Here is a 23228-nt window from a genome sequence, read left to right as displayed (position 1 = left end):
AGTCCGCTGCAGAAATGCTTGTAAAGCAGGGCTATGGTCTCTTCCGTTTTTGGATCCTGCAGCGAGTAATACACCGTTTTCCCCTCGCGCCGGGTGGCAACCAGGCCTTCCTCGCGCAGACGGGCCAGCATCTGGCTGACCGCGGCCTGGCGCATGTCCAGCAGTCCCTCCAGTTCCCCGACCGACCGCTCGCCTGCGCCTAAGTGGCACAGAATCATCAGCCGCCCCTCATGGGCCAGCGCCTTGAGGAAGGCAGCCGCGGCGGCGGCGCTTTCTTGCATGTTCTGAGGGGTTTCCGGGGGAAGGGCGTCTTGGTGCGAAACGGTCAATGCTCAGGTCCTGCGGTCGTCTTTTCCCGGCAACATGACCATTTCCGGCAGCCGAGTCACCCCGCAGTTGCGTTTCATTCGACAATCGGCGGAGAGCCACCGGCAAAAGCATTGCCATTGGCATAGTCACAGGGGTCTTCCTGCATATTGAGGTGCAGATCGCTGCCGGTGAAGGGATGCGCGCGGGCCAGATCTTCGTCCACCTCGATGCCCAGCCCCGGTGCATCCGGCGGTGCGGCAAAGCCGTTTTCGACCCGGATCGAACCCTTGATCAGCTGGTCGTGGAATGGTGTCTCAATGGTTTCCAGCAGCAGGATGTTGGGAATCGAGGCAGCGAGGTGAATGTTGGCGGCCCATTCCACCGGCCCGGCATAAAGATGCGGTGCCATCTGGGCGTTGAACACCTCTGCGATGGCGGCCACTTTCTTCATTTCCCAGATGCCCCCGGCCCTGCCCAGGGCGGGCTGCAGGATCTCAGCAGCACCTGCGCGCAGCACTGCGGCGAACTCGGATTTGGTCGTCATCCGCTCGCCTGTGGCCACCGGAATTCGCACGCTGCGGGCAACCCGGGCCATGTCTTCGATATTGTCTGGCGGGGTGGGTTCCTCGAACCACAGCGGTGCGTAGGGTTCCAGCGCCTGACCTAGGCGGATCGCGCCCGCGGTATTGAACTGGCCATGGGTGCCGAACAGCAGATCCGCCTTGTCGCCCACCGCCTCGCGGATTGCCTTGCAGAACGCCACCGACAGCGAGATGTCGGACATTGCAGGCATGTGGCCGCCTCGCATTGTATAGGGGCCTGCGGGGTCGAATTTGAGTGCGGTGAAGCCTTCGCTCACCTTTTGTGCCGCCGCTTCCGCCGCCATCTCAGGCGAGGTCCAGAACGCTGAAGTGTCATGCTGCGGCAGCGGGTAGAGGTAGGTATAGGCGCGGATGCGCTCGTTCATCCGCCCGCCGAGCAAGGCGTGAACCGGGCGGCCGCGGTCCTTGCCCAGAATATCCCAGCAGGCGATTTCCAGTCCAGAAAACGCCCCCATCACCGTCAGGTCGGGCCGCTGGGTGAAGCCGGAGGAATAGGCGCGGCGGAACATCAGCTCAATGTTCTCCGGGTTTTCCCCGGCCATGTGCCGCTCGAACACGTCGCGGATCACGTGGGTCATCGCCTCCGGCCCGACGGAGGATGCGTAGCATTCGCCCCAGCCGGTGATGCCGGTGTCGGTGGTGACTTTCACCAGAATCCAGTACCGCCCGCCCCAGCCGGGGGCAGGCGGGGCGGTGACGATGACATCCAGGTCTTGCAGCTTCATGGCCTACCGCTCCGCCGCCGTATCAAAGGCGGCCAGTTCCCTGTTGATTTCCTCCACCGCGGGCTGCGGGGCGAAGAAGGTGACATCTGCCTCGCCGCCGCGCTCCATCATAACCTCGATTTCGAAATGCGCAGGCGCGCCGTCAAAACCGCCGTCGATGCGCCAGCGGCGCTTCTGCTGTTCGCCGAGCTCCGGCAGCGCCGCGGCGGCCTCGGCCGCAAGCCCGCCGGGCAGTCCAAAACGGCGATTGTTGGCAAGCCGGATCAGGAAGGGGGCAATCTCATCCACCCCAAACAGCATCGACGTGTCCGAGGTGGCGGGGGCCGGTTTTACCGCCTCAGGCTTGAACAGGCTGGTCAGGAATTTCAGCACGTGCTGCGCTCCGGTTTGTGCGTGTCAGCCAAAGACAATCACATTGCGCTTGGCAGAGCCAGTCTTGGTGTCGGCAATGGCCTCGTTGATCTGCTCCAGGGACCAGCGGCCAGAGATCAGCTCATCCAGCTTCAAGCGGCCCTGCTGGTACAGGTCGACCATCCACGGAATATCCCGCTGGATCACCACATCTCCCATCTTGGAGCCCATAAGCCCCTGTCCCACGGCAGCAAGAACCACCGGCTCATAGCTGGCCTTGGCACCTGAATGCGGCATGCCGATCAGTACTGCTTTGCCGCCGCGGGCCAAATAGCGCGGGGCCTGCTCATAGGCGGGGATGGCGCCGACAGTGACCAGCACCGCATCCGCGCCGCGGCCCCCCAGCGCCTTGTACACCGCCTTCCATGGCTTCTCTTCGGTCGCCAGAACCCCGTGAGTGGCGCCGAATTCCTTGGCGATTTCCAGTTTCTCCGGGCTCATGTCCACGGCAACAATGCGCCGGGCGCCGGCAATACGGGCCCCCTGGATGGCGTTGAGGCCAACACCGCCGGCACCGATAACCACCGCATCCTGGCCCGCCCGCAGCCCGGCGGCGTTGACGACAGCGCCCACACCGGTGATCACTCCGCACGAAACCAGTGCCGCGGCGTCCTTGGCCATGTTCGCGGGGATCTTCACGATCTGGCGCTGGTCCACCACCACCTTTTCGGCAAAGGCGCCGCAGGCCATAGCCTGCTCCAGCGGTTTGCCTCCGGCTGTCTTCAGCGGCCCGTTCACGCCGTCATAGGGGGTTTCGCAAATAACCGGCCTGCCGCCCGCGCAGGACGGGCAGGTGCCGCAGCTGCGGATCAGGGTGACCACAACGGAGTCGCCCGCTGCAAATCCCTGCACCCCCGCGCCAAGGCGGGTAATCACCCCGGCAGCCTCATGCCCATACACGGCAGGCAGATGCCCGCCCCAGGCGCCTTCGGCATAGGAGATATCGCTGTGGCAGATGGCGACGGCGTCCAGGGTCACCTCGACCTCGCCCATGCCGGGCGGCGCCAGCTGCACCTCCTCAATCACCAGCGGGGCCCCGAAAGCATGGCAGACGGCGGCTTTGATGGTTTGCATGGTCTTCCTCCCCGTTTTGAAGCAGGGTGGCGCGGCGGGTGCCCCGCAAGCAAGCCGGAATGCGGCAGCGGGCCGGCGGTTTTACGTTACGGAAGATTTGCTGCGCAGAAACACTACGCAGCCGATGGCCATCAGCAGCAGCGCCAGCAGGAAGGGCGCACCTGGCAGGTAAAGCGTGGCGCCTTCGCCCGTGAAGCGGGCAAACACTGCGGTCATCATCAGCGGCGACAGGATCATCGCCAGCGCGTTGACGGCGGTCAGCACGCCCTGCAGCTCACCCTGCTGGTTGTCCTCCACCGCCTGCGCCATCATCCCTTGCAGGGCGGGCTGGACGACAGCCCCCAGCGCCGAAACCGGGATCAGCAGCATCGCCAGGGTGCCGTTGGAGATAAAGGCCAGGATGCCAAAGGCAATGAAGTCAAAGACCTGCCCCCAGATCACCGTCTGCCGTTCTCCGGCCCAGATCACTGTGTAGCGCAGCAGCCAGCCCTGGACCAAAGCCATCGAGACGCCGTAGACCGCCAGCGACACCCCGATCACCTGCGGCTGCCAGCCAAAGCGCTCCAGCGTGAAGAAGGACCAGATCGCCGGGTAGACATAAATCGCCACGGAATAGAGGAAATAGACCCACAACAGCGCCTTGATCCCTGGAATGCGCCCGACTGCCCGGAAAGCGCCGAACGGGTTGGCGCGGCGCCAGTCGAAGGGGCGGCGGTTATCCTCCCGGACTGTCTCGCCCATGACGAACCAGCCCAGGGCGAAATTCGCCAGAACCAGCAGCGCGGCGGCATAGAAGGGCGCGCGCGTGCCCAGTTCTCCCAGCAGTCCGCCTATCAGCGGGCCCAGCACGAAACCCGCGCCAAAAGCCGCGCCAAGCAGACCGAAATTGGCAGCCTTCTTCTCGGGCGGCGAAATGTCGGCGATATAGGCACCTGCGGTGGAGTGGGTGGCAGCGGTGATTCCGCCCAGAACACGGCCCAGAAGCAGCAGCCACATGGTGCCGGCCACCGCCATGATCAGGTAGTCCAGCGCCATCACAAACAGCGAGACCAGCAGCACCGGCCGCCGCCCCACCGCATCGGACAGGCTGCCCAGAACTGGGCTGAACAGGAACTGCATCACTGCGAACACCGTGCTGAGAACACCGCCCCAGACCGCCGCCTGCGCCAGCGAGCCGCCCTGCACCTCGGTGATCAGGTTCGGCATCACCGGCATGATCAGCCCGATGCCCATGGCGTCGATCATCACCGTGGCCAGAACAAAAAGCAGGGACAGGCGGCTGAATGGTCTGACTGCAGCGCCATCATCCTGATCTTCTGACAGCGCTGACACGCGTTCTCCCCTCCAGGATGCTCTATTGGTCGCCCAGCTCCTCAGCGCGTTTGGCGAACTGCAAGGCATCCCTCGGTGCCCGGCCCATCTGCTGCGCCGGATCAAACAACGCCGCTGCGTTCAGATCCGGGTAATCACGTGCCACAAGTTCCCGCAGCGGCGTTTGCGAGCCCTGCGCCTCCTGGCACAGCGCCTTCACCGCCGCCTGTGCATCGGGCCGGGGTATCTGCTCCGTCAGGGCAAAGCTCAGCGCCTCGGCGTGGATCATGTCCAGCCCGCCCGCCAGCGCGGCGGCCATTGCCTCAGGGTTGGGGGCCAGGCCGGCGCACAGCTCCTTGCCCGTTTTCGCAGCACTGGCCGCACCCAGAACGATCTGCGGCAGGCACATCCATTCGCTGAACCAGGTCGCCCCGTCGCGCTGGTGCTGCTGCAATGAGGCGCCCTGCAGGACAGAGACCAATCCGCTGCCTTGCCGCGCCAGCGCCGCCAGCACCGAAGGCGCCACCGGGTTCTGTTTCTGCGGCATGGTGGAGGAGGCACCGGCACCGCCCAGCGAAATCTCCGAAATGCCACTTTGGGCCAGCGCAATGCAGTCCCCGCCGATCTTGCCGAAGGCCAGCGTCACCCGTTGCAGCCAGTCCGCGATCCGCAGGACGGGGGTGCGGTCGGTGTGCCAGCTGCACCCGGGATCCTGCAGTGCCAGCCCTTTGGCCATCGCGGCGCGCACTTCCGCTGCCTTTGGGCCCAATGCGCCGGACGTTCCCGCGGCTCCCGACAGGGAGACCAGCAGGCACGACTGGCGCAGCGCGGGCAGTTCTTCCAGCAGGTTCAGAAGCGGTGTGCCCCAGCCCGCGGCCACCGCCCCGACACTTGTGGGGGTGGCATGCTGGCCGTAGGTGCGGGCGGCCATTGGCAGGTCCGCATGGGTTTTGGCCAGCCTGCCAAGCGATACCGCAGCGGCTTTCACGTCTGCTTCCACCAGCGCCAGCACCTGACGCAGCCGCAGCATCAGCGCGCTGTCCATGATGTCCTGCGAGGTGGCGCCCCAATGCACATACTGCGCGTGCTCCGGCGCCTTCATCTCCTCCCGGAAAGCGGCCACCAGACCCGGCACCGGCACGCCGTTCTGCGCTGTGGGCTGTTTCAGCACGCCGGGATCAACGGCGATTTCCACCACCGCCCGGGCAATCGCTGCGGCGCTTTCCTGCGGGATCACGCCTGCCTCGCCTTGCGCCTTGGCCAGTGCGCCCTCGACCAGCAGCATGGCACGCACCTCCGCACTGTCCGAAAACAGGCGGCTGGTCTCGCCGCTGCTGAAAAGCCCGCCATATACCTGGCTGTCAAAAACCGAGCCTGCCATCAGACCTCCTTTGCGATGTGCCCGATCAACTCCGCAAGCCCTTCGGGGTCTGCAAAAAAGGGCGAATGGGAAGTGTTCATGTCAAAGACCCGCTGCGGCGGCAGCTGCGCCGCCATCTGCGCCTGGTATTCCGGCGGGATCACCCGGTCCTCTGTGCAGCGGATATAGGCCTTGGGCATGCTCGCAAATCGGTCGCCCAGGAAGATTGGCGTATCCTGCGGCGGGATCGGCTGCGGGCAGAGGTTCTCCAGCGCGAACCGCACCCTCTCAGCCGGGCAGTCGTGATAGAACAGTTCCGGAGCGGTCTCTGCCACAAAGCTGTAGCTGGTGCCGGCCGCGTTTTTGGTGGTGGCACCGGTCAGCGTCTGCCGCGGCCCGGCCTTGCGCATGCCGATCAGGGACATACCGCTGACCGGAATATAGCTGCACAAGTAGATCAGCCCGCGCATCTTATCAGGCCCGGCCTCTGCCGCGGCGGAAATGGGAAACCCGGCCCAGGAATGGCCCAGCACAATAGTGCCGGGCGTTGAGGCTGCCAGCACTGCTTCCGCGGTTTCGGCCAATGTGACCTCTGCCGGATCGCGGCCATCGCCGTGGCCGGGCAGGGTGATGGTGCGGGCGGTGTGGCCGCGCGTCTCCAGCGCAGGGACAACGTCGCGCCAGCACCAGGCACCATGGCAGGAGCCGTGAACCAGAAGAATGTCAGCCAATGTGCCCGGTCTCCCTCAGAAACGCGGTCAGCCGCTCTGCATATTCGTCAGGCTGCTCAACGCAAGGAATATGGCCCGCGCGCCGGATCAGGTGGAACTGGCTGCCGGGGATCAGGTCCACCGTCTCGCGCACCAGATCGGGCGGGGTGGAGCCGTCCTCCGATCCCGCAATACCCAGGCAGGGCAGCCGCAAGCCACTGGTGGGGGTATAGAAATCGGTGCCTGCAATCGCCGCACAGCAGCCGGCATAGCCGTCGCGGGATTGCTGCACCAGCATGTTGCGCCACAGCTGCAGTTCCGGCGTGGCGCGAAAGCCGCGGGCAAACCAGCGCTCCATCACCGCGTCGGCCAGCGCTTCGATGCCGTCGCGCTGCACTGTCTGCACCCGCTCTTTCCACATCTCCGCGGTGCCGATCTTGGCGGCAGTGTTCGACAGCACCAGCGCCCGGATCTGATCCAGCCGTTTCACCGCCAAGCCTTGCGCGATCATGCCGCCGATCGACAACCCAACGAACATGCAGTCCCGAACCTGCAGATGATTCAGCAGCCGCTCCGCGTCGCGCACCAGCGCCCCCATCGAATAGGGCGCGGGCGGGCAGGAGGACAGCCCGTGCCCGCGCTTGTCATAGCGGATGATGCGCAGGCCCTCGGGAAGCCGGTCTACCACTGCGTCCCAGACCCTCAGATCGGTCCCCAGAGAATTGGCAAAAACGATGGGGGCGCCGTCCGGGTCCCCGTCAATGCGATAATGAAGCTGGACATCGCCCAGGTCTGCAATCTGCATGGAGCGCCTCTTTGCTGTTCCGCCGCACTCTACCTGCGCCGGGGCCGAGAGGTAAACCAGCCGCCTGCCGCAGGCGGGGGAATTTTCTTGAGAAAGAAAATTGGCCGGAGAAATTGCATTTTCCGGCGCGCCTCAGCCGCGCAGCACCATGTGGGCCATGATCTGCCCGTGATCGGAGGCCAGCTTGTTATAAGGCGCCTCCGGGTGGCTGCCGTCGGTCAGATGATCGTTGAAAACGCTGTAGTACTGCATCTCTCCAACCGCCCCGGGCCAGGCCGGATCGAAATGGCGCGACATGTAGATCTGGTCGACGCTCTCATGCACGCCGCCAAAGGCGGTTGTATAGACGACATCGCGCAGGGATTTCTTCAGGAACATCTTCTCGGCGGAGCGCAGCCGCACCCGGTCGATGGCTTCGCGGATCAGGGCGTCCTCCTCCTCGCTGTAACGGTCGCCGGGGTGCTTGGCGTCATGGCGCAGCATCCAGGCGTAGTTCTTGAACGGTGCCTCGCCAGAGATGATTTCGCTGCTGACCGCGTGCTCGCCGTCGTTGAAGTCCCCCAGCACCACCACCGGGCGTCCCTGTTCCAGCTCATCCAGCACCGCGCGGCGCAGCACCCAGGCCTCGCCCATCCGCCTGAGCGCCGCGCGCAGCGATCCCATCGCCCGGCCCGCCGCATCATAGGCGGTCAGCACCGTTTCGGGCGGATAGGGCGCGCCCTGCGGCTTGATGTATTCGCCAAGTTTCGATTTCAGGTGGCAGTTGAACACAGTGACCACCTGATCCCCAATCGGCACCCGCACCTTCAGGATCGGGCGCGAAAGCCGGCGCAGAGTGTAAAAGCCTGCGTCCTCTTCCTCGCCCAGGCAGGCCATGGGTATGTCCAGCGGCTGGTCCAGGTCCTGGATCGCTTCCGGTTCGTCCGCAAAGCCGAACCGCGACAGCACCGCCAGCCCGGGCCGCCGCTCGCCTGGATCACCGGTGTCGTTCAGGTTGGAGGCAAAGGCCAGTTCCGCCTCTGCGTAAGAGCTATAGGCCAGCTTCTGAAAAACTGCCTTGCGGTGATAGCGTTTGGAGGGATCGGGGATGCTGGCGGCGTTGGCTTCCGCCCCGCGCCGGTCGGTCTCGGCGATCACCTGGCGCAGCGGCGCTTCGTCAAAGATCTCCTGAAACCCAACAATGTCGGCGTTCAGCGTCAAGAGCTGGTCGGCCATCCAATCCGCCTTCCAGGCGTATTCCTCCGGCGTATAGCTTTGGAAGCGGTAGTATTCCCGCTCCGGTCCGATCAGATTCTTGACGTTGAACGAGGCGATGGTGAAGCGTGTCATAAATGCCCCCCTGACTGCCGCGCCATGAAACGCGCGGCCAGGGGTCAAGCATAGCGCGAGAGCGCCTCCCGGAACAGCTCTGCATCCACATTGCCGCCGGTGGCAACCGCGATCACCGCGGCGCCGGTGATCCGGTCAGGGTGGAACAGCGCGGCGGCCAGTGATGCCGCGCCGCCGGGTTCCAGCACGATTTTCAGCCGCAGGAAGGCCAGCGCCATTGCCCGCATCGCCTCCTCCTCGCTGATCACCAGCCCCGGCCCGCACAACCGGCTGAGAATGGGAAAGGTGATTTCCCCCGGCTGCGGTGTCAGGATCGCGTCGCAGATCGAGCCGGACTGGCTGGGGTTCCGGCAGATTTCGCCTGCCGCCAGCGAGCGGGCCACGTCGTCAAAGCCTTCCGGCTCCACCGTCCGCACCCGCAGGCCCGGCGCGCGCGCCTCCAGCGCCAGCGCAATGCCCGAAGACAGCCCGCCGCCGCCGCAATTGACCAGCACATCCGCTTTGGTGACGCCTTCGGCGGCGGCTTGTTCCGCGATCTCCAGCCCCGTGGTGCCCTGGCCCGCGATCACCTGCGGCTCATCATAGGGTTTGATCAGGGTCAGCCCGCGCGCTTCCGCGTATTGCGCGCCCACCGCCTCGCGGCTCTCACCGCCCGCGCGGTCATAGAGCACCACCTCGGCGCCCAGATCGCGGGTGTTCTGGATCTTCAGCCGGGGCGCATCGGCGGGCATCACGATCACCGCAGGCACCCCATGCGCCTTGGCCGCCGCTGCCACACCCTGCGCATGGTTGCCGCTGGAATAGGCGATGACGCCGCGCTTGCGCGTCTCTTCCGGCAAGGCCGAAACCGCCGACCAGCCGCCGCGGAACTTAAACGATCCGGTGTGCTGCAGGCATTCCGCCTTCACCAGCACGCGGCGGCCGGCGACCTCGTCCAGAAACGGCGAAGACAGCAGAGGTGTGACGCGGGCATGGCCCTTCAGCCGCTCCGCCGCGGCGTCGATCATGGCAATTGAGGTCATTTGACGTGGTCCAGAACTGAATGGATGAGAGCAAGCGCTTCGGGCTCGTCCAAAAAGGGCACATGGCCGCGGTCGGCAATTTCAGCAGCGCGCAGGCCCGGCAGGCGGTGCTGCATCTCGGTGAAAGTATCAGCGCTCAGAATGTCCGAGTTCGCGCCGCGGATCACGCCGCAGGGCAGCCCCTCCAGCGCCAGGAACAGCGGCCACAGATCCGGGGCCGGGCCTGCCTCGGCCTGCGCCAGCAGCGCATCCCGCAACCGCGGGTCATAGCGCAGGCTAAGCCCCTCCGGGCCCTGGTTGTAGAACGCCTCCGCTTCCTCCCGCCAGCGCGCCGCGGGCACGTCCGGGAAGGCCGGCGCCATCAGCGCCGCCAGCGCTTGAGCGGCCTGCGCGTGGGTTTTGGCGGCCGGGCGGCGGCCGACGTATTCCATGATGCGGGCAATGCCGCCCGGTGGAATTTCCGGGCCCACATCATTCAGGATCACCGCCGCCAGCCGGTCCTTGGCCATTGCCGCCAGCGTCATCGCCACCAGCCCGCCGCGCGAGGTGCCAAGCACCGCCGCGCGCTGCAGTTTCAGATGATCCAGCAGCTCCACCACATCCTGCGCTTCGCGCAGCACGTTGTAGTTCATGAAATCGGGATCGTGCGCCGACTGCCCCCGGCCGCGCGCGTCGAGGGTGATCATCCGGTACGGCCCGGCATGAGATGCGAAGTAACGGAAGTCCCGGCTGTCGCGGGTGAGGCCCGCAAGGCAGAGGAGCGGCAAGCCCGCGCCGCTGTCCGTGTAATAGAGCCGCAGCCCGTCAGAGGTTTCAAAGAACGCCATGGGTCCGCCTAGCTCCGGGCAAGGTCTGGAATGGCGGTCAGGTCCGGCAGGATGTGCGCGGGCTTCCAGGGCAGCCGGTCCACCGGCTCGCCCGCCCGGTTCACCCAGGCGGTGACAAAGCCGTAGCCCGCAGCTCCCGCCGCATCCCAGCCGTTGGAGGAGACAAACAGCACTTCGTCCTTGGCGCACCCGAAACGCTTGCCGACCAGATCGTACACCCGGCTGTCAGGTTTGAAGATGCCGGCGCTTTCCACCGACAGCACATCATCCAGCACGTCTGCCAGCCCCGCCGACTGTACCGCCCCGTCCAGCATCGCAGGCGAGCCGTTCGACAGGATTGCGGTGTTCATCCCGGCGTCTTTCAGCGCCTTCAGCATTGCGGGCACCTCCGGGTAGGCCTGCAGTTCCCAGTAAAGATCCAGCAGGCGCTGGCGCAGGGCGGAGTCCCCGTCCAGCCCGGCGGCTTCCATCGCCCAATCGAGCCCGTCCTGGGTCACATCCCAGAAATCCGCATGGGCCCCGGTGATGGCGCGCAGCCAAGTGTATTGCAGCTGTTTCAGCCGCCAGTGGCCGGCCAGCTCCGCCCAGTTGTCCTGCAAGTGCGGAAACTGCGGCTCGCCGGCGGCCTGGCGGGCGGCGGCTGCCACATCGAACAGGGTTCCGTAGGCGTCGAAGATACAGGTGGTGATCGGCATGGCTCCCTCCGTTGCGGCGAGAGTTGCACGAAGGCGGCGGGGTGGCAAAGCCGGAAATTACCCCCATACGGGTTTACATCGCGTCTGCGGGCGCTAGGCTGCGCCCCTTTATCAACCCGCAACCGATTGGAGGTCTCATGACCGGGGTAAAGAACGGCGACACCGTGCGCATCCACTACACAGGCAAGCTGACGGATGGCACCGTTTTCGACAGTTCCGAAGGGCGTGACCCGCTGGAATTCACCGTCGGCGCAGGCCAGGTGATTGCCGGCATGGATGCCGGTCTGGAGGGCATGGAAGCCGGCGAGAAGAAGACGCTGGAAATCGACTGTGCCGATGGCTACGGCCCGATCAATCCCGAAGCGCGCCAGCAAATCCCGCGCGAAGGCATTCCCGCCGATATCCCGCTGGACCTGGGCACACAGCTGCAAATGCAAAGCCCCGAGGGCCATGTGCTGCCTGTTACCGTGGTCGAAGTGACCGAAGAGACCGTGACGCTGGATGCCAACCATTTCCTGGCAGGCAAGGATCTGGTTTTCGACATCGAGCTGGTGTCTATCAACTGATGTCGCGCCTGCGGGGCAGGGGAGGTGCTCCCGCGCCCGCAGGTCCACCGGCTGCGCCGGAAGACGCTTGCCACGCGCAACGGGAGCGGGCTTCGCCCGAAGCCCGGCGACGGGCGGGAGCGCGCCGCAGGCCGGATGCAGACTGCCGCGGGCCGAGTGAAGCTTAGAGAAGAAACAGAAAAAGGCGCCCGTGGGGCGCCTTTTTGATGAACGGAGAGCCTTGGGGGAGGCGGCTACAGGTGATCCTGCTGCGGCATTCCCAGCACGTGGAACCCGCCGTCCACCCGGATGACCTCGCCCGTGGTGCAGGCGCCTGCGTCCGAGGCCAGGTAGACCGCAGTGCCGCCCACCGCCTCCAGCGTCGCGTTGTCGCGCAGCGGCGCGTTCTGGGCGGTGTGCTTGAAGGTCTTGCGCGCACCGCCGATGGCGGCACCTGCCAGGGTCTTCATCGGCCCGGGCGAGATCGCGTTCACCCGGATGCCTTCCGGGCCCAGATCGTTGGCCAAATAGCGGGTCGCCGACTCCAGCGCCGCCTTGGCCACGCCCATCACGTTGTAGTTCGGCACAACCCGGTTCGACCCCTGATAGGTCAGCGTCAAGAGGGTGCCGCCATTGTCCTTCATCAGCGGGTAGGCGCGCCGCGCCACCTCGATGAAGGAATAGGCGGAAATATCCATCGAGTTCTTGAAGTTTGCGCGGGTGGTGTTCAGGAACCGCCCGGTCAGCTCCGACTTGTCGGAATAGGCGATGGCGTGCACCACGAAATCAATCGTGGGCCAGCGCGCGGCCAGCTGCTCGAACGCTGTGTCCAGCGAGGCATCGTCCGTCACATCCACGTCGACCATGAAATCCGAGCCGACGCTCTGGGCCAGCGGCTCCAGCCGCTTGCCGAAGGCCTCGCCTTGATAGGTAAAAGCCAGTTCGGCCCCGGCGTCCGCCATGGCCTTGGCAATGCCCCAGGCGATGGAGCGGTCATTCGCAACGCCCATGATCAGGCCTCGCTTGCCGGTCAGAAGTCCCGTCATCGCCATTTATCCCTTGTACTTGCTCAGAACCATCGAACCATTGGTGCCGCCAAAGCCGAAGCTGTTGGTCATCACCGAGTCGAGGCCGGCATTTTCCACCAGGCTGGTGGCAATCTCACCTGGCTGGATGCCGTCGGCGAGTGTGTCGACATTGATCGACGGGGTAATGAAATCATTGTCCAGCATCAGCAGGCAAAAGATCGCCTCCAGCGCGCCGGCAGCGCCCTGGGCGTGGCCGGTCATCGACTTGGTCGAAGAAATCGGCGGCACGCTGCCTTCGCCGAACACCCGGCGAGCGGCTTCAACCTCGCCGACATCGCCCACCGGGGTCGAGGTGCCATGCGCGTTGATGTAGCCGACCTTGCGGCCTTCGGGCAGGGTCGCCAGCGCCAGCCGCATTGCCCGCTCGCCGCCCTCACCGGAGGGCGCCACCATGTCGTGGCCATCGGAGGTGGCGGCAAAGCCGGTCACCTCGGCATAGATCTTGGCGCCACGGGCCTTGGCGTGTTCCAGCTCTTCCAGCACAACAATGCCGCCGCCGCCGGAGATCACGAAACCGTCGCGGTCCTGATCGAAGGCGCGGGAGGCCTTCTCCGGCTCATCGTTCTTCTTGGAGGACATTGCCCCCATCGCGTCGAACAGGCAGCTCAGCGTCCAGTCCAGCTCCTCGCCGCCGCCGGCAAACATCACGTCCTGCTTGCCCATCATGATCTGTTCAGCCGCGTTGCCGATGCAATGCAGCGAGGTCGAGCAGGCGGAGGTGATCGAGTAGTTGATGCCCTTGATCTTGAACGCGGTCGCCAGGTTGGCCGAGATCGTCGAGGACATGCACTTCGGCACCGCGAACGGACCGATCCGCTTGGTCGCGCCGGTTTTCAGCACCGTCTGATGCGCCGCCAGCATGGCCGAGGTGGACGGGCCGCCGGAACCCGCGACCAGGCCGGTGCGCTCGTTCACAACGTGATCTTCGCTGAGGCCTGCATCGGCAATCGCCTGGCTCATGGCGATATGGGCATAGGCCGCACCCGGACCCATGAAACGCAGGGTGCGCTTGTCCACATGCTCAGCCACATCAATCTTGAGCGTGCCGGCCACCTGGCTGCGGAAGCCGTGCTCGGCCATTTCGGGGCTGGCAACGATGCCGGATTTACCGGCTTTCAGCGAGGCGGTGACTTCTTCGGCATTGTTCCCGATGGAGGAGACAATCCCCAGACCGGTGACGACGACGCGGCGCATGTGCGTACTCCTGTTCCTGTGACTTTTGTCCTGTCCGGAAGCCTGTCAGCTTTCGGACAGAGCCACTTTCATATCCTTGACCTGATAGATCACGTCCCCGTCGGCTTCGACGATGCCGTCGGCAACACCCATGGTCAGGCGGCGGGTCTGCACCGCCTTGGTGAAGTTGACGCGGTAGGTCAGCATCTTGCGGTCCGGGCGCACCATGCCGGTGAGCTTCACCTCACCCACACCCAGCGCATAGCCGCGGCCCTTCCAGCCGCGCCAGCCCAGGTTAAAGCCGGTCAGCTGCCACAGGCCGTCCAGGCCCAGGCAGCCGGGCATGATCGGGTTGCCCGGGAAATGGCAATCAAAGAACCACAGGTCCGGGGTGATGTCGAATTCTGCAATCACATGGCCCTTGCCATGCTCGCCGCCGTCACCGGAAATCTCGGTGATGCGGTCCATCATCAGCATCGGCGGCGCCGGCAGCTGGGCGTTGCCCGGCCCAAACAGCTCGCCCCGCGCGCATTTCAGCAAATCGTCCTTGTCAAAGCTGCTGGGGTAATCGGCCATTCGGGCATCTCTCCTGCCTGGGGTTCGGGTCTATATATCTGGCGCTCTGTAGCACCGCGCGAAAGGGTCCTGCAAGGGGACCCCGCGTCACTTCCTGCGCTGAATGTGCCATAGACGCCCCGGAAAGGGCAGTTTAGCTGCGAATGAATTTCATTTGAAAAACCTTGGGTGTTGCTCCTATATATACGGTCAGCAACGCGATGCAGGACCTGCTCATGACGCCAAACAGCGAAGAAGTGGCCACACGCTGGCTGACAGAGGCCGGGCTGAGACCCACCCGGCAGCGGGTGGCGCTTGCCGAATTGCTGGTCGGCGACGGCAAGCACCGCCATATCACCGCCGAAAGCCTGTTCGAGTCGGCCAAGAAAAAAGGCGCCGCGGTGTCGCTGGCGACCGTCTACAACACCCTGCGCGCGTTCTGCGATGCGGGCGTGCTGCAGGAGATCCCGCTGGACGGCTCCAAGAGTTATTTCGACACCAACACCCACGACCACCCGCATTTCTTCTGGGAGGATGAGGGCCGGGTCAGCGACGCGCCGTCGCAGGATCTGGTGATTCACAAGCTGCCGGAAGCGCCGGAGGGGATGGAGATCGCCTCAGTTGATGTGGTGATCCGCCTGCGCAAGGTCTGACCGTCGGACGCTCAGCACCTCGCGGAGAATTTCATGTGCTTTGTAGGCCGGGGATGCCTCCGGCATTCCAGTGTGGGCTGCCAGAATCACCGGCTCCTGCGCGCCCGTGTCGGTGACCGGCACCGCGCACAGGGCTTTACCGTCATAACTGATCCCGCCGGGCGGCAGGCTGTAGCTGATGCCCACCCCCTCGCCATTGGCTGCCAGGCTGCGCAGCAGCTCCAGCGAATCCGCCCTGTGTGCAATCCGCGGCACCAGCCCCTGCGTCTTGAACAGTCCCAGCATGTGCTGCACCGACAGCCCCTCCTGCGACAGCACCAGCGGATGCTGTGCCAGTTCCGCCAGTGAAATGCCGGTCCGCTCCGCCACCGGATGCTCCGGCGGCACCAGCGCATGCGGCGCGATCCTGTCCAGTTCCGCCCGGCTGAAGGCCGCATCCAGTCCCAGGTCATAGGTGATGGCCAGATCCGCCCTGCCTCTGCTCAGCGCGGAAATCAGCGGCTCAAACCCGCAAGCGCGGTGGCTGACCTCCACGTCCGGCAAGGCCGCGCGCAAGGCCTTCAGGGCCGGGGCCAGCAGAAACGGGGCCAGGTCGGAGAAGCAGACCAGCGTCAGCTTTTGCACGGCTCCGGCGTTTTTGGGGTTTTCCAGCCGCGCCGCCTGATCCAGCAGCGCCTGCGCCTGCATGGCAAACCGCCGCCCCTGCGGCGTCAGCGCCAGCGCCGTGCCGCGCCTGCGCAGGAACAGCGCGAGGCCCAGATGCTCCTCGATCCGGCTGAGGGCGGCGGACAGCGCGGGCTGGCTTACATGCACGGCATCCGCCGCCGCCGACAGGCTGCCGTGACGTGCCACGGCGCAGACATATTCGTAATGGCGCAGAGTGAGATATAACATGAAGTGATGGGTAACTTAGAAAGATACGATTTGAAACTATATATCTGCCGCGGCAGGAATGACGCATCGGATTTGCATCATTCAGCAGCGGAGACAGCAATGGTCCACCCCCTCATCACCCCGGAACATGTGGAGCAGTTCCAGCGCGACGGCGTGGTCCTCATCCGCGGCCTGTTCACGGACCAAGTGGAACTGCTGCGCGCAGGCGTCGCGGCCAATATGGATAACCCCGGGCCCTATGCGTCGAATAACGAAAAGGCAGGCCAGACCGGCCGGTTCTTTGACGATTACTGCAACTGGACCCGAATCCCCGAGTTTCAGCAGGCGATTGCAGATTCCCCGGTTGCCGAAGTCGCCGCCGACCTGATGCAATCGCAGTCAGTGCAAATGTTCCATGACCATGTTCTGGTCAAGGAGCCGGGCACCTCGATGCCGACCCCCTGGCACCAGGACGGGCCATACTATTTTGTCGAGGGTGATCAGACCATCAGCTTCTGGTCGCCGCTGGATGAGGTGAAAGAGGCCACCCTGCGCTGTGTGGCCGGCTCGCACAAATGGGAGAAGGAAGTGCTGCCGACCCGCTGGGTGTCAGAAGAGGATTTCTTCCCGGACGAGGGTCAGTACATGGCCGTCCCCGACCCGGATGCCGAAGGCATGAAGGTGCTGGAATACCCGATGCAGCCGGGCGATGCGGTGGCCTTTAACTACAAAACCCTGCACGGCGCCCGCGGCAACACATCGGCCTCGCGCCGCCGCGCGTTTTCGTTGCGGCTGGTGGGCGATGATGCGCGCTATGTCGAACGTCCTGGCCGCACCTCGCCGCCGTTTCCGGGCCACGATATGCAGCCCGGCCAGCGCCTGCGCGAGGATTGGTTCCCGATCCTGCTGCAGCGCTAAAGGAGAGGGGGCGTTGCCCCCTCAGGCCTGACGGCCTTCACCCCAGAATATTTCGGGAAAGATGAAAGCCGCGCGATCCTATTTCTTCAGATCGCGGCGGATGCCCATGTTTTCGGCGTTTGAGAAGGAGCAGGTCTTGCAGATGCCGAACTGCTTGAGGAAGCCGCGCTTGCGGGCGCGCGCGGCCTCGTCTGAGCGGTAGGCGGCCAGGAAACCGTCCTGCTCGACATTGGGCAGCTGGATCACCTGATCGTAGTCGATGCAGCACAGACCCAAATCGCCGTTCCAGAACACCACCGACTGAAACAGCGGCACCGTGCACAGCGCGTGGCTGGTGTGGCGCGGGTGGCGGCGCAGCTCCTTCTGGCGCGGCAGGAAATGGGCGAACTCCCGCTTCTGGTCGGCCGAGGTGTAGGAGCCGATCGAGAAGGTCTTGAACCGCACACGGTCAAAACCCGCCTCGCGCGCCCAGGTTTCCATCTCGTCCATCTGCGGCTCGGAGTAGCTGGTCAGCAGCGTTTGCAGCACCGTGACCGGCGTCTTGAAGCCCAGGTCTTTCTTGATCGTGAGGAATTCCTCGATGCTGGCCTTGACCTTATCGAAGTCGGAGTTGACCCGGTAGGACTCCTGCGCCTCCTTGGAGAACCCGTCCATGCAAAGATTCACCCGTGCGAGACCCGAGCGGATCAGCCGCTCGCTCATCTCGGGTGTCAGGCGGGTGGCGTTGGTCGACAGATAGGTGTCATGGCCGTTTTCATGCGCATAGGCGATGAAATCGGGCAGATCCTTATGCAGCGTCGGCTCACCGGAGAAGCTGAAGTAAATCGCGGGTTTTTCCGGCTGGTCCATGAAATCGTCGATGATCTTGCGGAACACATGCGGTTTCATCATACCGCGCTTGCGGCTCATCGCAAAGGTGACGGGGCAGACCGGGCAGCGCAGGTTGCAGCTGTTGGTGGCGTCGATGATGATGATCTTGGGCGGGCGGCGGAAAAAAGACAACGGCAGCAGCCGGGCCATCAGATGCAGCGCCCGCTCATGCAGCCCGGGCGGCTTGGCGGGGAGGTCTGGCTGCGCGGTGTCCGGACTGAGGTCCGGCGCGGGGGCTTGATCTTTCATGCGAGGCTCTCCGCAGGGGGCTGACAGGGTCTACCTTAAAGCTCAGGGGGTGACAGGCAACCATTTGTCGCGTCACGGTCTGTGAGCTTTACGTGAACTGTTGGAACGGCGTCGCTGCACACCTTTGGATGGAGCAGGTTTGAATTGTGAATTCAAGCAATTAACCGGGCTGCATGGGCAAGCCCGCACTGCCATATGCAAGCGTGATGCTGACCCGGTCTTACTGCTCAGACGGCACCGCCCGCCGTGAAAGGCTGATTGTCAGGCGGCGTGGGCCGGAAACGAAACCCTGCGCGCTGCCCGCCACTGCGGCCGGGCATCCCGACGGCGCAGGACAGGATACCGCACCCGATGCCGGATCAAGGAGCAGATGCGCTGGCGCAGGGCGTCCGGCGGGTGCATCGCGGCGAAGGGCCCTGACCGTCCAACCGCCGAAGCCTCCCGGTCAGAAGGGCAGGAGCAGGTGTGCTTGATTGAGGGCTGCCTCGCGTTGCTTGCAGTCCGTGCTGCGGTGTGCCGGTGCAGCAAGCGGCGTGACCCGATGGGCGTTCGCCTTGTCTCCGTTCACCGTCTGAGCATGGTTTCCGCCGGCCGAAGCAGGCGTTTAACCAGCCGCAGGATCGACCGCTGTGCTGACCTGTTCAGCCACCGAATCTCCATTACCGGTCAGCCGCAGGCCTCCCGCGCAGGAGGGTTTGCATGGCGGTGCAGCTGCCTGCGGTCCGGCGGTGAAATTCCGGGAAAACGCCTCCGAAATACACAAATTTGTGCGCTGAATGCATGATTGCCGTCTTGACGCGGGGGGCTCCGTCCAGAGAAATACCGGCATGGCGTTACTGGCACATATCCTCCGGCTGATCAGGGTGGCTGCTGCATTTGCAGTGATCCTTGCGCTGGGGTTTTCGCTGCCATCCGCCGCGCATTCTTTTGCGGGTCATCACGGCAAGGCCGCGGTTTCGCATGCTGGGGACAGCCATGACGGCGCAGCTATTGCGGCCGCGGGTCATGACGCTTCGAATGCCGCTGCGCAGGACAGTCAGGATGCGCCCCGGAACGCAGAAACCGCCAATTGCTGCGCTGGCGCCTGCATGGCGGTTGCGGTGCTGTCTTTGCAGCCCCAGCAAATCTCCCTGACGCGGCCTGTGCGCTGGAAGCAGAAGAATTCACAGCTGCCATCCCAAGAACAGCCCGCGCTTCTGCGCCCGCCGAGAGCCTGAGACATCTGAACCGCTTCGGCGGTGATTAACCCGCTCCTGCATGCACCTGCAGGAGCCGTGCAGATATTTCTCAGGAAAAACACATGAAATCTCTCTTTCTGGCCGGGGCGGGCGCCCTGCTGCTGGGGGCGTGCGCCAAATCACCGGCGGCGCTGCCCGATACCGCAGCCTTGCAACATGCTGCGGCGCCGTCCGGCCCATACCGCTCTCTGAATTACCAGTCTCCCTTCAGGGGATTTAAAAGCCACACGCCCGGCGGCCCTGTGTCCTGGCGCGGTGTCAACGAGCAGCAGCGGGAGCGCCACTGATGACAGCAAAAACTTGGCGCGTCCTCTTGGCGCCGCCCCTGGTGCTGGCCGCCTGTTCGGCCGCCGTGCCGGAAAAATACACCAGCCCGCAGGCCGGGTTTCAGCAAGTTTCCAGCCAGACTGCGGCTGCCATCGGCAAACGCACGGCCTTTGCCCAAACCCGGGCCCAGAACGACGCGCTGGCCAAGGACGTCCGGCAGATGGTGCAGGGCAAGACGATCTCTGCCGATACTGCGGTGCAGGCGGCGCTGTTGAACAACAAGGGGCTGCAGGCGTCTTATGCCGCGGTCGGTTTGTCGGCGGCAGAGGCCTGGCAGCAGATGACACCGGAAAACCCGGTGGTCTCAATCGGGCTGATGGGGATCGGCGCGCCGGAACTGGGCCTGTACCGCGCCCTGGAATCCACCATCGCCGTGAACCTGCTGGACGTGAAGACCCGCAAGCAGCGCATCGCCGTGGCTGAGACGCAGTTTCAGCAGGCGCAGCTGAACGCGGTGAACGATACGCTGGCGCTGGCCGGGCAGACCCGGCTGGCCTGGATCAATGCCGTGGCGGCCTTTGAGCGGCTGAGCTATCTGCGCCAGGCCGGGGAAACCGCCGAGGCAGGGGCAGAGCTGGCCAGCCAGCTGGGCAAGACCGGCGCGCTGAACAAGGCTGGCCAGGCGCGGGAGTTTGCGTTCAATGCGGAGCTTGCAGGGCAGGTGGCCCGGGCCCGGCTGGAGGCAAAGCTCGCAAAGGAGGAGCTGACCCGGCTGATGGGGCTATGGGGCAGCGATGCCAATTATTATGTTCCCGATGCGCTGCCGCCGCTGCCCAAGTCGCTGAGCAAAGTGCCGGCAATCGAGAAGTCGGCCCTGCAGAACCGGGTGGACCTGCAGGTGGCCAAGCTGGGGCTGGAAGCACAGGCCCGGGCCTTTGGCCTGACGGACCGGACCCGGCTGGTCACCGACCTGGAGCTGATTGCCGGGGTGGAGGCCGAGCGCGAGCGCGAGGACGGGGAGACGGAAACCGAAACCCTGCCGCAGCTGGAGCTGGAGTTCGCCATCCCGGTGTTCGACACCGGCAAGGCGCGGATGCGCAAGGCAGAGCTGTCTTACATGCAGGCCGCAAATGCGCTGGCGGAACGGGCGGTCAATGTCCGCTCTGAGGCCCGCAGCGCAGAGCTGGCCTATTACGCCTCTTACGAGATCGCGCGCCATTACCGTGACGTGCTGATGCCGCTGCGCAAGACAATCGAGGAGGAAGGGCTGCTGAGCTACAACGGCATGATCACCAGCACCTTCGAACTGCTGACCGACGTGCGCGAAAAGCTGGCGGGCTCGCTGGAAGCGGCCAATGCCAAGCGCGATTTCTGGCTGGCGCAAGCCAATGTGAATGCCGCGATCTACGGCGGCGGTGCTGGATCAGCTCCGCAGGGCGGCAGCGCCGAAATCGCCGCGGGCGGCGGCGCGGGCCATTGAAAGGACCACATGACATGATGAACAGACGTCAAATGCTTGGCGCCGGCGCTGCAGGTGCGGCGCTGGTGTCCAGCCAGGCCTGGGGCAAGACCGCGAATATGGGCCTGCCCGAGGCCGCCAGCATGGACAGTGCCGCCACCCAGCCACCGCTGTCCCCCACGACTGGGCCGGACTACAACCCGGTGGTCACGCTGAACGGCTGGACCCTGCCGTTCCGGATGAACTACGGCGTGAAGGAGTTCCACCTTGTCGCGGAGCCGGTCGAGCGCGAGCTGGCCGACGGCATGATTGCCCATCTGTGGGGCTACAACGGCCAGTCCACCGGCCCAACCATCGAAGCGGTGGAGGGCGACCGGGTGCGGATCTTCGTCACCAATAAGCTGCCTGAGCATACCACGGTGCATTGGCACGGATTGATCCTGCCCTCCGGCATGGACGGGGTTGCCGGTCTCAGCCATCCCGGCATCCCGCCGGGCAAGACCTTTGTCTATGAGTTCGACCTGATCAAATCCGGAACCTTCATGTACCACCCGCATGGCGACGAGATGGTGCAGATGGCAATGGGCATGATGGGGATGTTCATCGTGCATCCCAAAGACCCTGCCTTCATGCCCGTCGACCGGGACTTCCTGATCATGTTGAACGCCTTCGACATCGACCCTGGCTCCTATGTGCCGCGGGTGATGGAGATGACGGACTTCAACCTGTGGTGCTGGAACAGCCGGATCTTCCCGGACATCGACCCGCTGGTGGTCAATCAGGGCGACCGGGTGCGGGTCAGGACCGGCAACCTGACCATGACCAACCACCCGATCCATATGCACGGCTACGACTTCGAGGTCACCTGCACCGATGGCGGCTGGGTGCCGGAAAGCGCCCGCTGGCCGGAGGTGTCGATCGACATTCCCGTCGGCGCCATGCGCGCCTATGAGTTCGACGCGGTGCATCCGGGCGATTGGGCGATCCACTGCCACAAGTCGCACCACACGATGAACGCCATGGGCCACGACATTCCAACCTTCATCGGTGCCGACAAGCGCAAGCTGACCGGTCAGATCCGCAAGCTACAGCCCGAGTATATGCCGATGGGCACCGCCGGCATGGCCGACATGGGCGAGATGTCGATGCCGCTGCCCGACAACACCGTGCCGATGATGGCCGGCTGGGGCCCCTACGGGCCGTTGGAAATGGGCGGCATGTTCTCGGTCGTGAAGGTGCGCGAAGGCATTGATGCAAACGACTACAGCGATCCCGGCTGGTACGAAAACCCGCCTGGCACCCAGGCCTATGAGTGGACCGGCGAACTGCCGGACTTCGCCCGCGCCGAAGACGCACAGACCCGTATTACCCCGAAACCATCCGCCAAGGGCTGACCCCTGGCTTCTACTAAACCTGACGAGGAGACAGACATGAACAAGATCCTTTCCGCAGCCCTTCTGGGCGTCCTTTCCGCAGCTCCGGCCTATGCCGGAGGCACCCACGGAGGCGGCCATGGCGGCGGCATGGAAGTCGGCAAACCCGGCGAGGCCGCGCACGTGAACCGCGAGGTCGCCGTGATCATGAAGGAAACCGATGACGGCGAAATGCTGTTCGAGCCCTCCAGCTTTTCCTTCGCCAAGGGCGAGACGGTCAAATTCGTGATCACCAACGCGGGCGAGCTGGAGCATGAGTTCGTGCTGGATACAGCAGAGCGCAATGTCCACCACAAGGCGATGATGGCCAAGATGGAGATGGAGCATGACGACCCGAACTCGGTGCGCCTGGATCCCGGCGCATCGGGCGAGGTCGTCTGGACCTTCTCCAACCCCGGCACCTTCGAATTCGCCTGCCTTATCCCCGGCCACTATGAATCCGGCATGCACGGGCCGGTTGCCGTGCTTGACGGCAGCGATGGCACCTTCACCAAAGGCACCGTCAAGAAGGTCGATCCCAAGTCCGGCAAGGTCACCATCATCCACGAGGAACTGGTGGATCTGGAGATGCCAGCGATGACCATGGTGTTCCGGGTGGCGGATGACGCGATGCTGGACCAGCTCAAGGCCGGCGATGCCATCGAATTCGTTGCCGAGCGGATTAAGGGCAAGCTGACCCTGACCGCGCTGAAGTAAGCCCGTGGCGGAAGGCGGGCCTGCCCGCCTT

24 protein-coding genes are annotated in these 23228 nt (G+C 64.6%); 7 read left to right on the top strand and 17 right to left on the bottom strand.

Going from position 1 to position 23228, the window contains the following annotated elements:
• The 12 genes from ACTRWG_RS05560 to ACTRWG_RS05505 all read right to left on the bottom strand — a co-directional run.
• On the bottom strand, positions 1-281 hold a 281-nt coding region (locus ACTRWG_RS05560), incomplete at its 3' end, for an ArsR/SmtB family transcription factor (RefSeq protein WP_008555493.1).
• Between the two features lie 122 nt (positions 282-403).
• The gene (locus ACTRWG_RS05555; protein WP_027235320.1) at positions 404-1636 is read right to left on the bottom strand and encodes a mandelate racemase/muconate lactonizing enzyme family protein; all 1233 of its coding nucleotides are present in this window, start codon (positions 1634-1636) and stop codon (positions 404-406) included.
• A gap of 3 nt (positions 1637-1639) precedes the next feature.
• Complete coding sequence (locus ACTRWG_RS05550) at positions 1640-2008, bottom strand: hypothetical protein (protein WP_027235319.1); 369 nt, start codon at positions 2006-2008, stop codon at positions 1640-1642.
• A 24-nt stretch (positions 2009-2032) separates the two neighbouring features.
• Positions 2033-3121: a Zn-dependent alcohol dehydrogenase gene (locus ACTRWG_RS05545; RefSeq protein ID WP_027235318.1), complete on the bottom strand. Its 1089-nt coding sequence runs from the start codon at positions 3119-3121 to the stop codon at positions 2033-2035.
• Between the two features lie 81 nt (positions 3122-3202).
• On the bottom strand, positions 3203-4366 hold the full coding sequence (locus tag ACTRWG_RS05540; protein WP_051357858.1) for a TCR/Tet family MFS transporter: 1164 nt from the start codon (positions 4364-4366) through the stop codon (positions 3203-3205).
• Between the two features lie 109 nt (positions 4367-4475).
• The gene (locus ACTRWG_RS05535) at positions 4476-5813 is read right to left on the bottom strand and encodes a class-II fumarase/aspartase family protein (RefSeq protein WP_027235316.1); all 1338 of its coding nucleotides are present in this window, start codon (positions 5811-5813) and stop codon (positions 4476-4478) included.
• On the bottom strand, positions 5813-6523 hold the full coding sequence (locus tag ACTRWG_RS05530) for an alpha/beta fold hydrolase (RefSeq protein ID WP_027235315.1): 711 nt from the start codon (positions 6521-6523) through the stop codon (positions 5813-5815). The genes ACTRWG_RS05535 and ACTRWG_RS05530 overlap by 1 nt, the downstream gene beginning before the upstream one ends.
• Entirely contained in the window at positions 6516-7307 is a 792-nt protein-coding gene (gene pcaD / locus ACTRWG_RS05525) for a 3-oxoadipate enol-lactonase (protein ID WP_027235314.1), read from the bottom strand. The genes ACTRWG_RS05530 and pcaD overlap by 8 nt, the downstream gene beginning before the upstream one ends.
• A 132-nt stretch (positions 7308-7439) precedes the next feature.
• A complete protein-coding gene (locus tag ACTRWG_RS05520) occupies positions 7440-8636 on the bottom strand; it encodes an endonuclease/exonuclease/phosphatase family protein (protein ID WP_027235313.1) in 1197 nt (398 codons plus the stop codon).
• Between the two features lie 44 nt (positions 8637-8680).
• Positions 8681-9658, bottom strand: coding sequence for a threonine ammonia-lyase (locus ACTRWG_RS05515; protein WP_027235312.1), 978 nt, complete (start codon positions 9656-9658; stop codon positions 8681-8683).
• The gene (locus ACTRWG_RS05510; protein ID WP_027235311.1) at positions 9655-10485 is read right to left on the bottom strand and encodes an alpha/beta fold hydrolase; all 831 of its coding nucleotides are present in this window, start codon (positions 10483-10485) and stop codon (positions 9655-9657) included. The genes ACTRWG_RS05515 and ACTRWG_RS05510 overlap by 4 nt, the downstream gene beginning before the upstream one ends.
• 8 nt (positions 10486-10493) lie before the next feature.
• Positions 10494-11180 carry a haloacid dehalogenase type II gene (locus ACTRWG_RS05505; RefSeq protein WP_027235310.1) on the bottom strand — a complete coding sequence of 229 codons (687 nt, stop codon included), beginning with the start codon at positions 11178-11180 and terminating at the stop codon, positions 10494-10496.
• A gap of 137 nt (positions 11181-11317) precedes the next feature.
• Between ACTRWG_RS05505 and ACTRWG_RS05500 the strand changes: the two genes are divergently transcribed.
• Positions 11318-11746: an FKBP-type peptidyl-prolyl cis-trans isomerase gene (locus ACTRWG_RS05500; RefSeq protein ID WP_027235309.1), complete on the top strand. Its 429-nt coding sequence runs from the start codon at positions 11318-11320 to the stop codon at positions 11744-11746.
• 233 nt (positions 11747-11979) lie between these two features.
• On the opposite strand, the gene ACTRWG_RS05495 is transcribed toward ACTRWG_RS05500, so the two are convergent.
• Genes ACTRWG_RS05495 through fabA form a run of 3 tightly spaced genes read right to left on the bottom strand, consistent with a single transcriptional unit; the run spans position 11980 to position 14562 of the window.
• The gene (locus ACTRWG_RS05495) at positions 11980-12771 is read right to left on the bottom strand and encodes an enoyl-ACP reductase FabI (protein WP_027235308.1); all 792 of its coding nucleotides are present in this window, start codon (positions 12769-12771) and stop codon (positions 11980-11982) included.
• A gap of 6 nt (positions 12772-12777) precedes the next feature.
• Positions 12778-14007 (bottom strand): beta-ketoacyl-ACP synthase I, encoded by a 1230-nt coding sequence (gene fabB / locus ACTRWG_RS05490; protein ID WP_027235307.1) that lies wholly within the window; start codon positions 14005-14007, stop codon positions 12778-12780.
• A gap of 45 nt (positions 14008-14052) precedes the next feature.
• Complete coding sequence (gene fabA, locus ACTRWG_RS05485; protein ID WP_027235306.1) at positions 14053-14562, bottom strand: bifunctional 3-hydroxydecanoyl-ACP dehydratase/trans-2-decenoyl-ACP isomerase; 510 nt, start codon at positions 14560-14562, stop codon at positions 14053-14055.
• Positions 14563-14777: 215 nt separating this feature from the next.
• On the opposite strand from fabA, the gene irrA reads away from it, so the two are divergent.
• Positions 14778-15194, top strand: coding sequence for an iron response transcriptional regulator IrrA (gene irrA / locus ACTRWG_RS05480; protein ID WP_027235305.1), 417 nt, complete (start codon positions 14778-14780; stop codon positions 15192-15194).
• On the opposite strand, the gene ACTRWG_RS05475 is transcribed toward irrA, so the two are convergent.
• Entirely contained in the window at positions 15159-16088 is a 930-nt protein-coding gene (locus tag ACTRWG_RS05475; RefSeq protein ID WP_027235304.1) for a LysR family transcriptional regulator, read from the bottom strand. The genes irrA and ACTRWG_RS05475 overlap by 36 nt on opposite strands.
• A gap of 99 nt (positions 16089-16187) precedes the next feature.
• Here ACTRWG_RS05475 and ACTRWG_RS05470 point away from each other — a divergent pair, with 99 nt between their 5' ends.
• Entirely contained in the window at positions 16188-16985 is a 798-nt protein-coding gene (locus ACTRWG_RS05470) for a phytanoyl-CoA dioxygenase family protein (protein ID WP_027235303.1), read from the top strand.
• A 78-nt stretch (positions 16986-17063) separates the two neighbouring features.
• Here the strand turns inward: ACTRWG_RS05470 and ACTRWG_RS05465 are convergent, their stop codons facing one another.
• Entirely contained in the window at positions 17064-18104 is a 1041-nt protein-coding gene (locus ACTRWG_RS05465; RefSeq protein WP_027235302.1) for a radical SAM/SPASM domain-containing protein, read from the bottom strand.
• Positions 18105-19404: 1300 nt separating this feature from the next.
• Between ACTRWG_RS05465 and ACTRWG_RS05460 the strand changes: the two genes are divergently transcribed.
• Genes ACTRWG_RS05460 through ACTRWG_RS05445 form a run of 4 tightly spaced genes read left to right on the top strand, consistent with a single transcriptional unit; the run spans position 19405 to position 23197 of the window.
• On the top strand, positions 19405-19629 hold the full coding sequence (locus ACTRWG_RS05460; RefSeq protein WP_027235300.1) for a hypothetical protein: 225 nt from the start codon (positions 19405-19407) through the stop codon (positions 19627-19629).
• A complete protein-coding gene (locus ACTRWG_RS05455; RefSeq protein WP_027235299.1) occupies positions 19629-21089 on the top strand; it encodes a TolC family protein in 1461 nt (486 codons plus the stop codon). The genes ACTRWG_RS05460 and ACTRWG_RS05455 overlap by 1 nt, the downstream gene beginning before the upstream one ends.
• A 14-nt stretch (positions 21090-21103) precedes the next feature.
• Positions 21104-22462, top strand: coding sequence for a multicopper oxidase family protein (locus ACTRWG_RS05450; RefSeq protein WP_027235298.1), 1359 nt, complete (start codon positions 21104-21106; stop codon positions 22460-22462).
• A 36-nt stretch (positions 22463-22498) separates the two neighbouring features.
• Positions 22499-23197 (top strand): copper-binding protein, encoded by a 699-nt coding sequence (locus tag ACTRWG_RS05445; RefSeq protein ID WP_462829072.1) that lies wholly within the window; start codon positions 22499-22501, stop codon positions 23195-23197.
• Positions 23198-23228 lie beyond the last annotated feature (31 nt).

Source organism: Leisingera sp. G5_S3_59_S7, assembly GCF_054968485.1.
The sequence above is the reverse complement of the archived record's forward strand: the minus strand, read 5'-3'. Positions and strand labels throughout refer to the sequence as shown.

Bases quoted from the DNA above. Each gene is read 5' to 3' on its own strand.
- ACTRWG_RS05515 (WP_027235312.1), bottom strand. From the start codon at position 9,658: ATGACCTCAATTGCCATGATCGACGCCGCGGCGGAGCGGCTGAAGGGC.
- ACTRWG_RS05445 (WP_462829072.1), top strand. From the start codon at position 22,499: ATGAACAAGATCCTTTCCGCAGCCCTTCTGGGCGTCCTTTCCGCAGCT.
- ACTRWG_RS05470 (WP_027235303.1), top strand. From the start codon at position 16,188: ATGGTCCACCCCCTCATCACCCCGGAACATGTGGAGCAGTTCCAGCGC.
- ACTRWG_RS05500 (WP_027235309.1), top strand. From the start codon at position 11,318: ATGACCGGGGTAAAGAACGGCGACACCGTGCGCATCCACTACACAGGC.
- ACTRWG_RS05495 (WP_027235308.1), bottom strand. From the start codon at position 12,771: ATGACGGGACTTCTGACCGGCAAGCGAGGCCTGATCATGGGCGTTGCG.
- ACTRWG_RS05540 (WP_051357858.1), bottom strand. From the start codon at position 4,366: ATGATCGACGCCATGGGCATCGGGCTGATCATGCCGGTGATGCCGAAC.
- ACTRWG_RS05450 (WP_027235298.1), top strand. From the start codon at position 21,104: ATGATGAACAGACGTCAAATGCTTGGCGCCGGCGCTGCAGGTGCGGCG.
- fabA (WP_027235306.1), bottom strand. From the start codon at position 14,562: ATGGCCGATTACCCCAGCAGCTTTGACAAGGACGATTTGCTGAAATGC.
- pcaD (WP_027235314.1), bottom strand. From the start codon at position 7,307: ATGCAGATTGCAGACCTGGGCGATGTCCAGCTTCATTATCGCATTGAC.
- ACTRWG_RS05465 (WP_027235302.1), bottom strand. From the start codon at position 18,104: ATGAAAGATCAAGCCCCCGCGCCGGACCTCAGTCCGGACACCGCGCAG.
- ACTRWG_RS05510 (WP_027235311.1), bottom strand. From the start codon at position 10,485: ATGGCGTTCTTTGAAACCTCTGACGGGCTGCGGCTCTATTACACGGAC.
- ACTRWG_RS05475 (WP_027235304.1), bottom strand. From the start codon at position 16,088: ATGTTATATCTCACTCTGCGCCATTACGAATATGTCTGCGCCGTGGCA.
- ACTRWG_RS05535 (WP_027235316.1), bottom strand. From the start codon at position 5,813: ATGGCAGGCTCGGTTTTTGACAGCCAGGTATATGGCGGGCTTTTCAGC.
- ACTRWG_RS05520 (WP_027235313.1), bottom strand. From the start codon at position 8,636: ATGACACGCTTCACCATCGCCTCGTTCAACGTCAAGAATCTGATCGGA.
- ACTRWG_RS05555 (WP_027235320.1), bottom strand. From the start codon at position 1,636: ATGAAGCTGCAAGACCTGGATGTCATCGTCACCGCCCCGCCTGCCCCC.
- ACTRWG_RS05460 (WP_027235300.1), top strand. From the start codon at position 19,405: ATGAAATCTCTCTTTCTGGCCGGGGCGGGCGCCCTGCTGCTGGGGGCG.
- ACTRWG_RS05505 (WP_027235310.1), bottom strand. From the start codon at position 11,180: ATGCCGATCACCACCTGTATCTTCGACGCCTACGGAACCCTGTTCGAT.
- ACTRWG_RS05455 (WP_027235299.1), top strand. From the start codon at position 19,629: ATGACAGCAAAAACTTGGCGCGTCCTCTTGGCGCCGCCCCTGGTGCTG.
- irrA (WP_027235305.1), top strand. From the start codon at position 14,778: ATGACGCCAAACAGCGAAGAAGTGGCCACACGCTGGCTGACAGAGGCC.
- ACTRWG_RS05545 (WP_027235318.1), bottom strand. From the start codon at position 3,121: ATGCAAACCATCAAAGCCGCCGTCTGCCATGCTTTCGGGGCCCCGCTG.
- fabB (WP_027235307.1), bottom strand. From the start codon at position 14,007: ATGCGCCGCGTCGTCGTCACCGGTCTGGGGATTGTCTCCTCCATCGGG.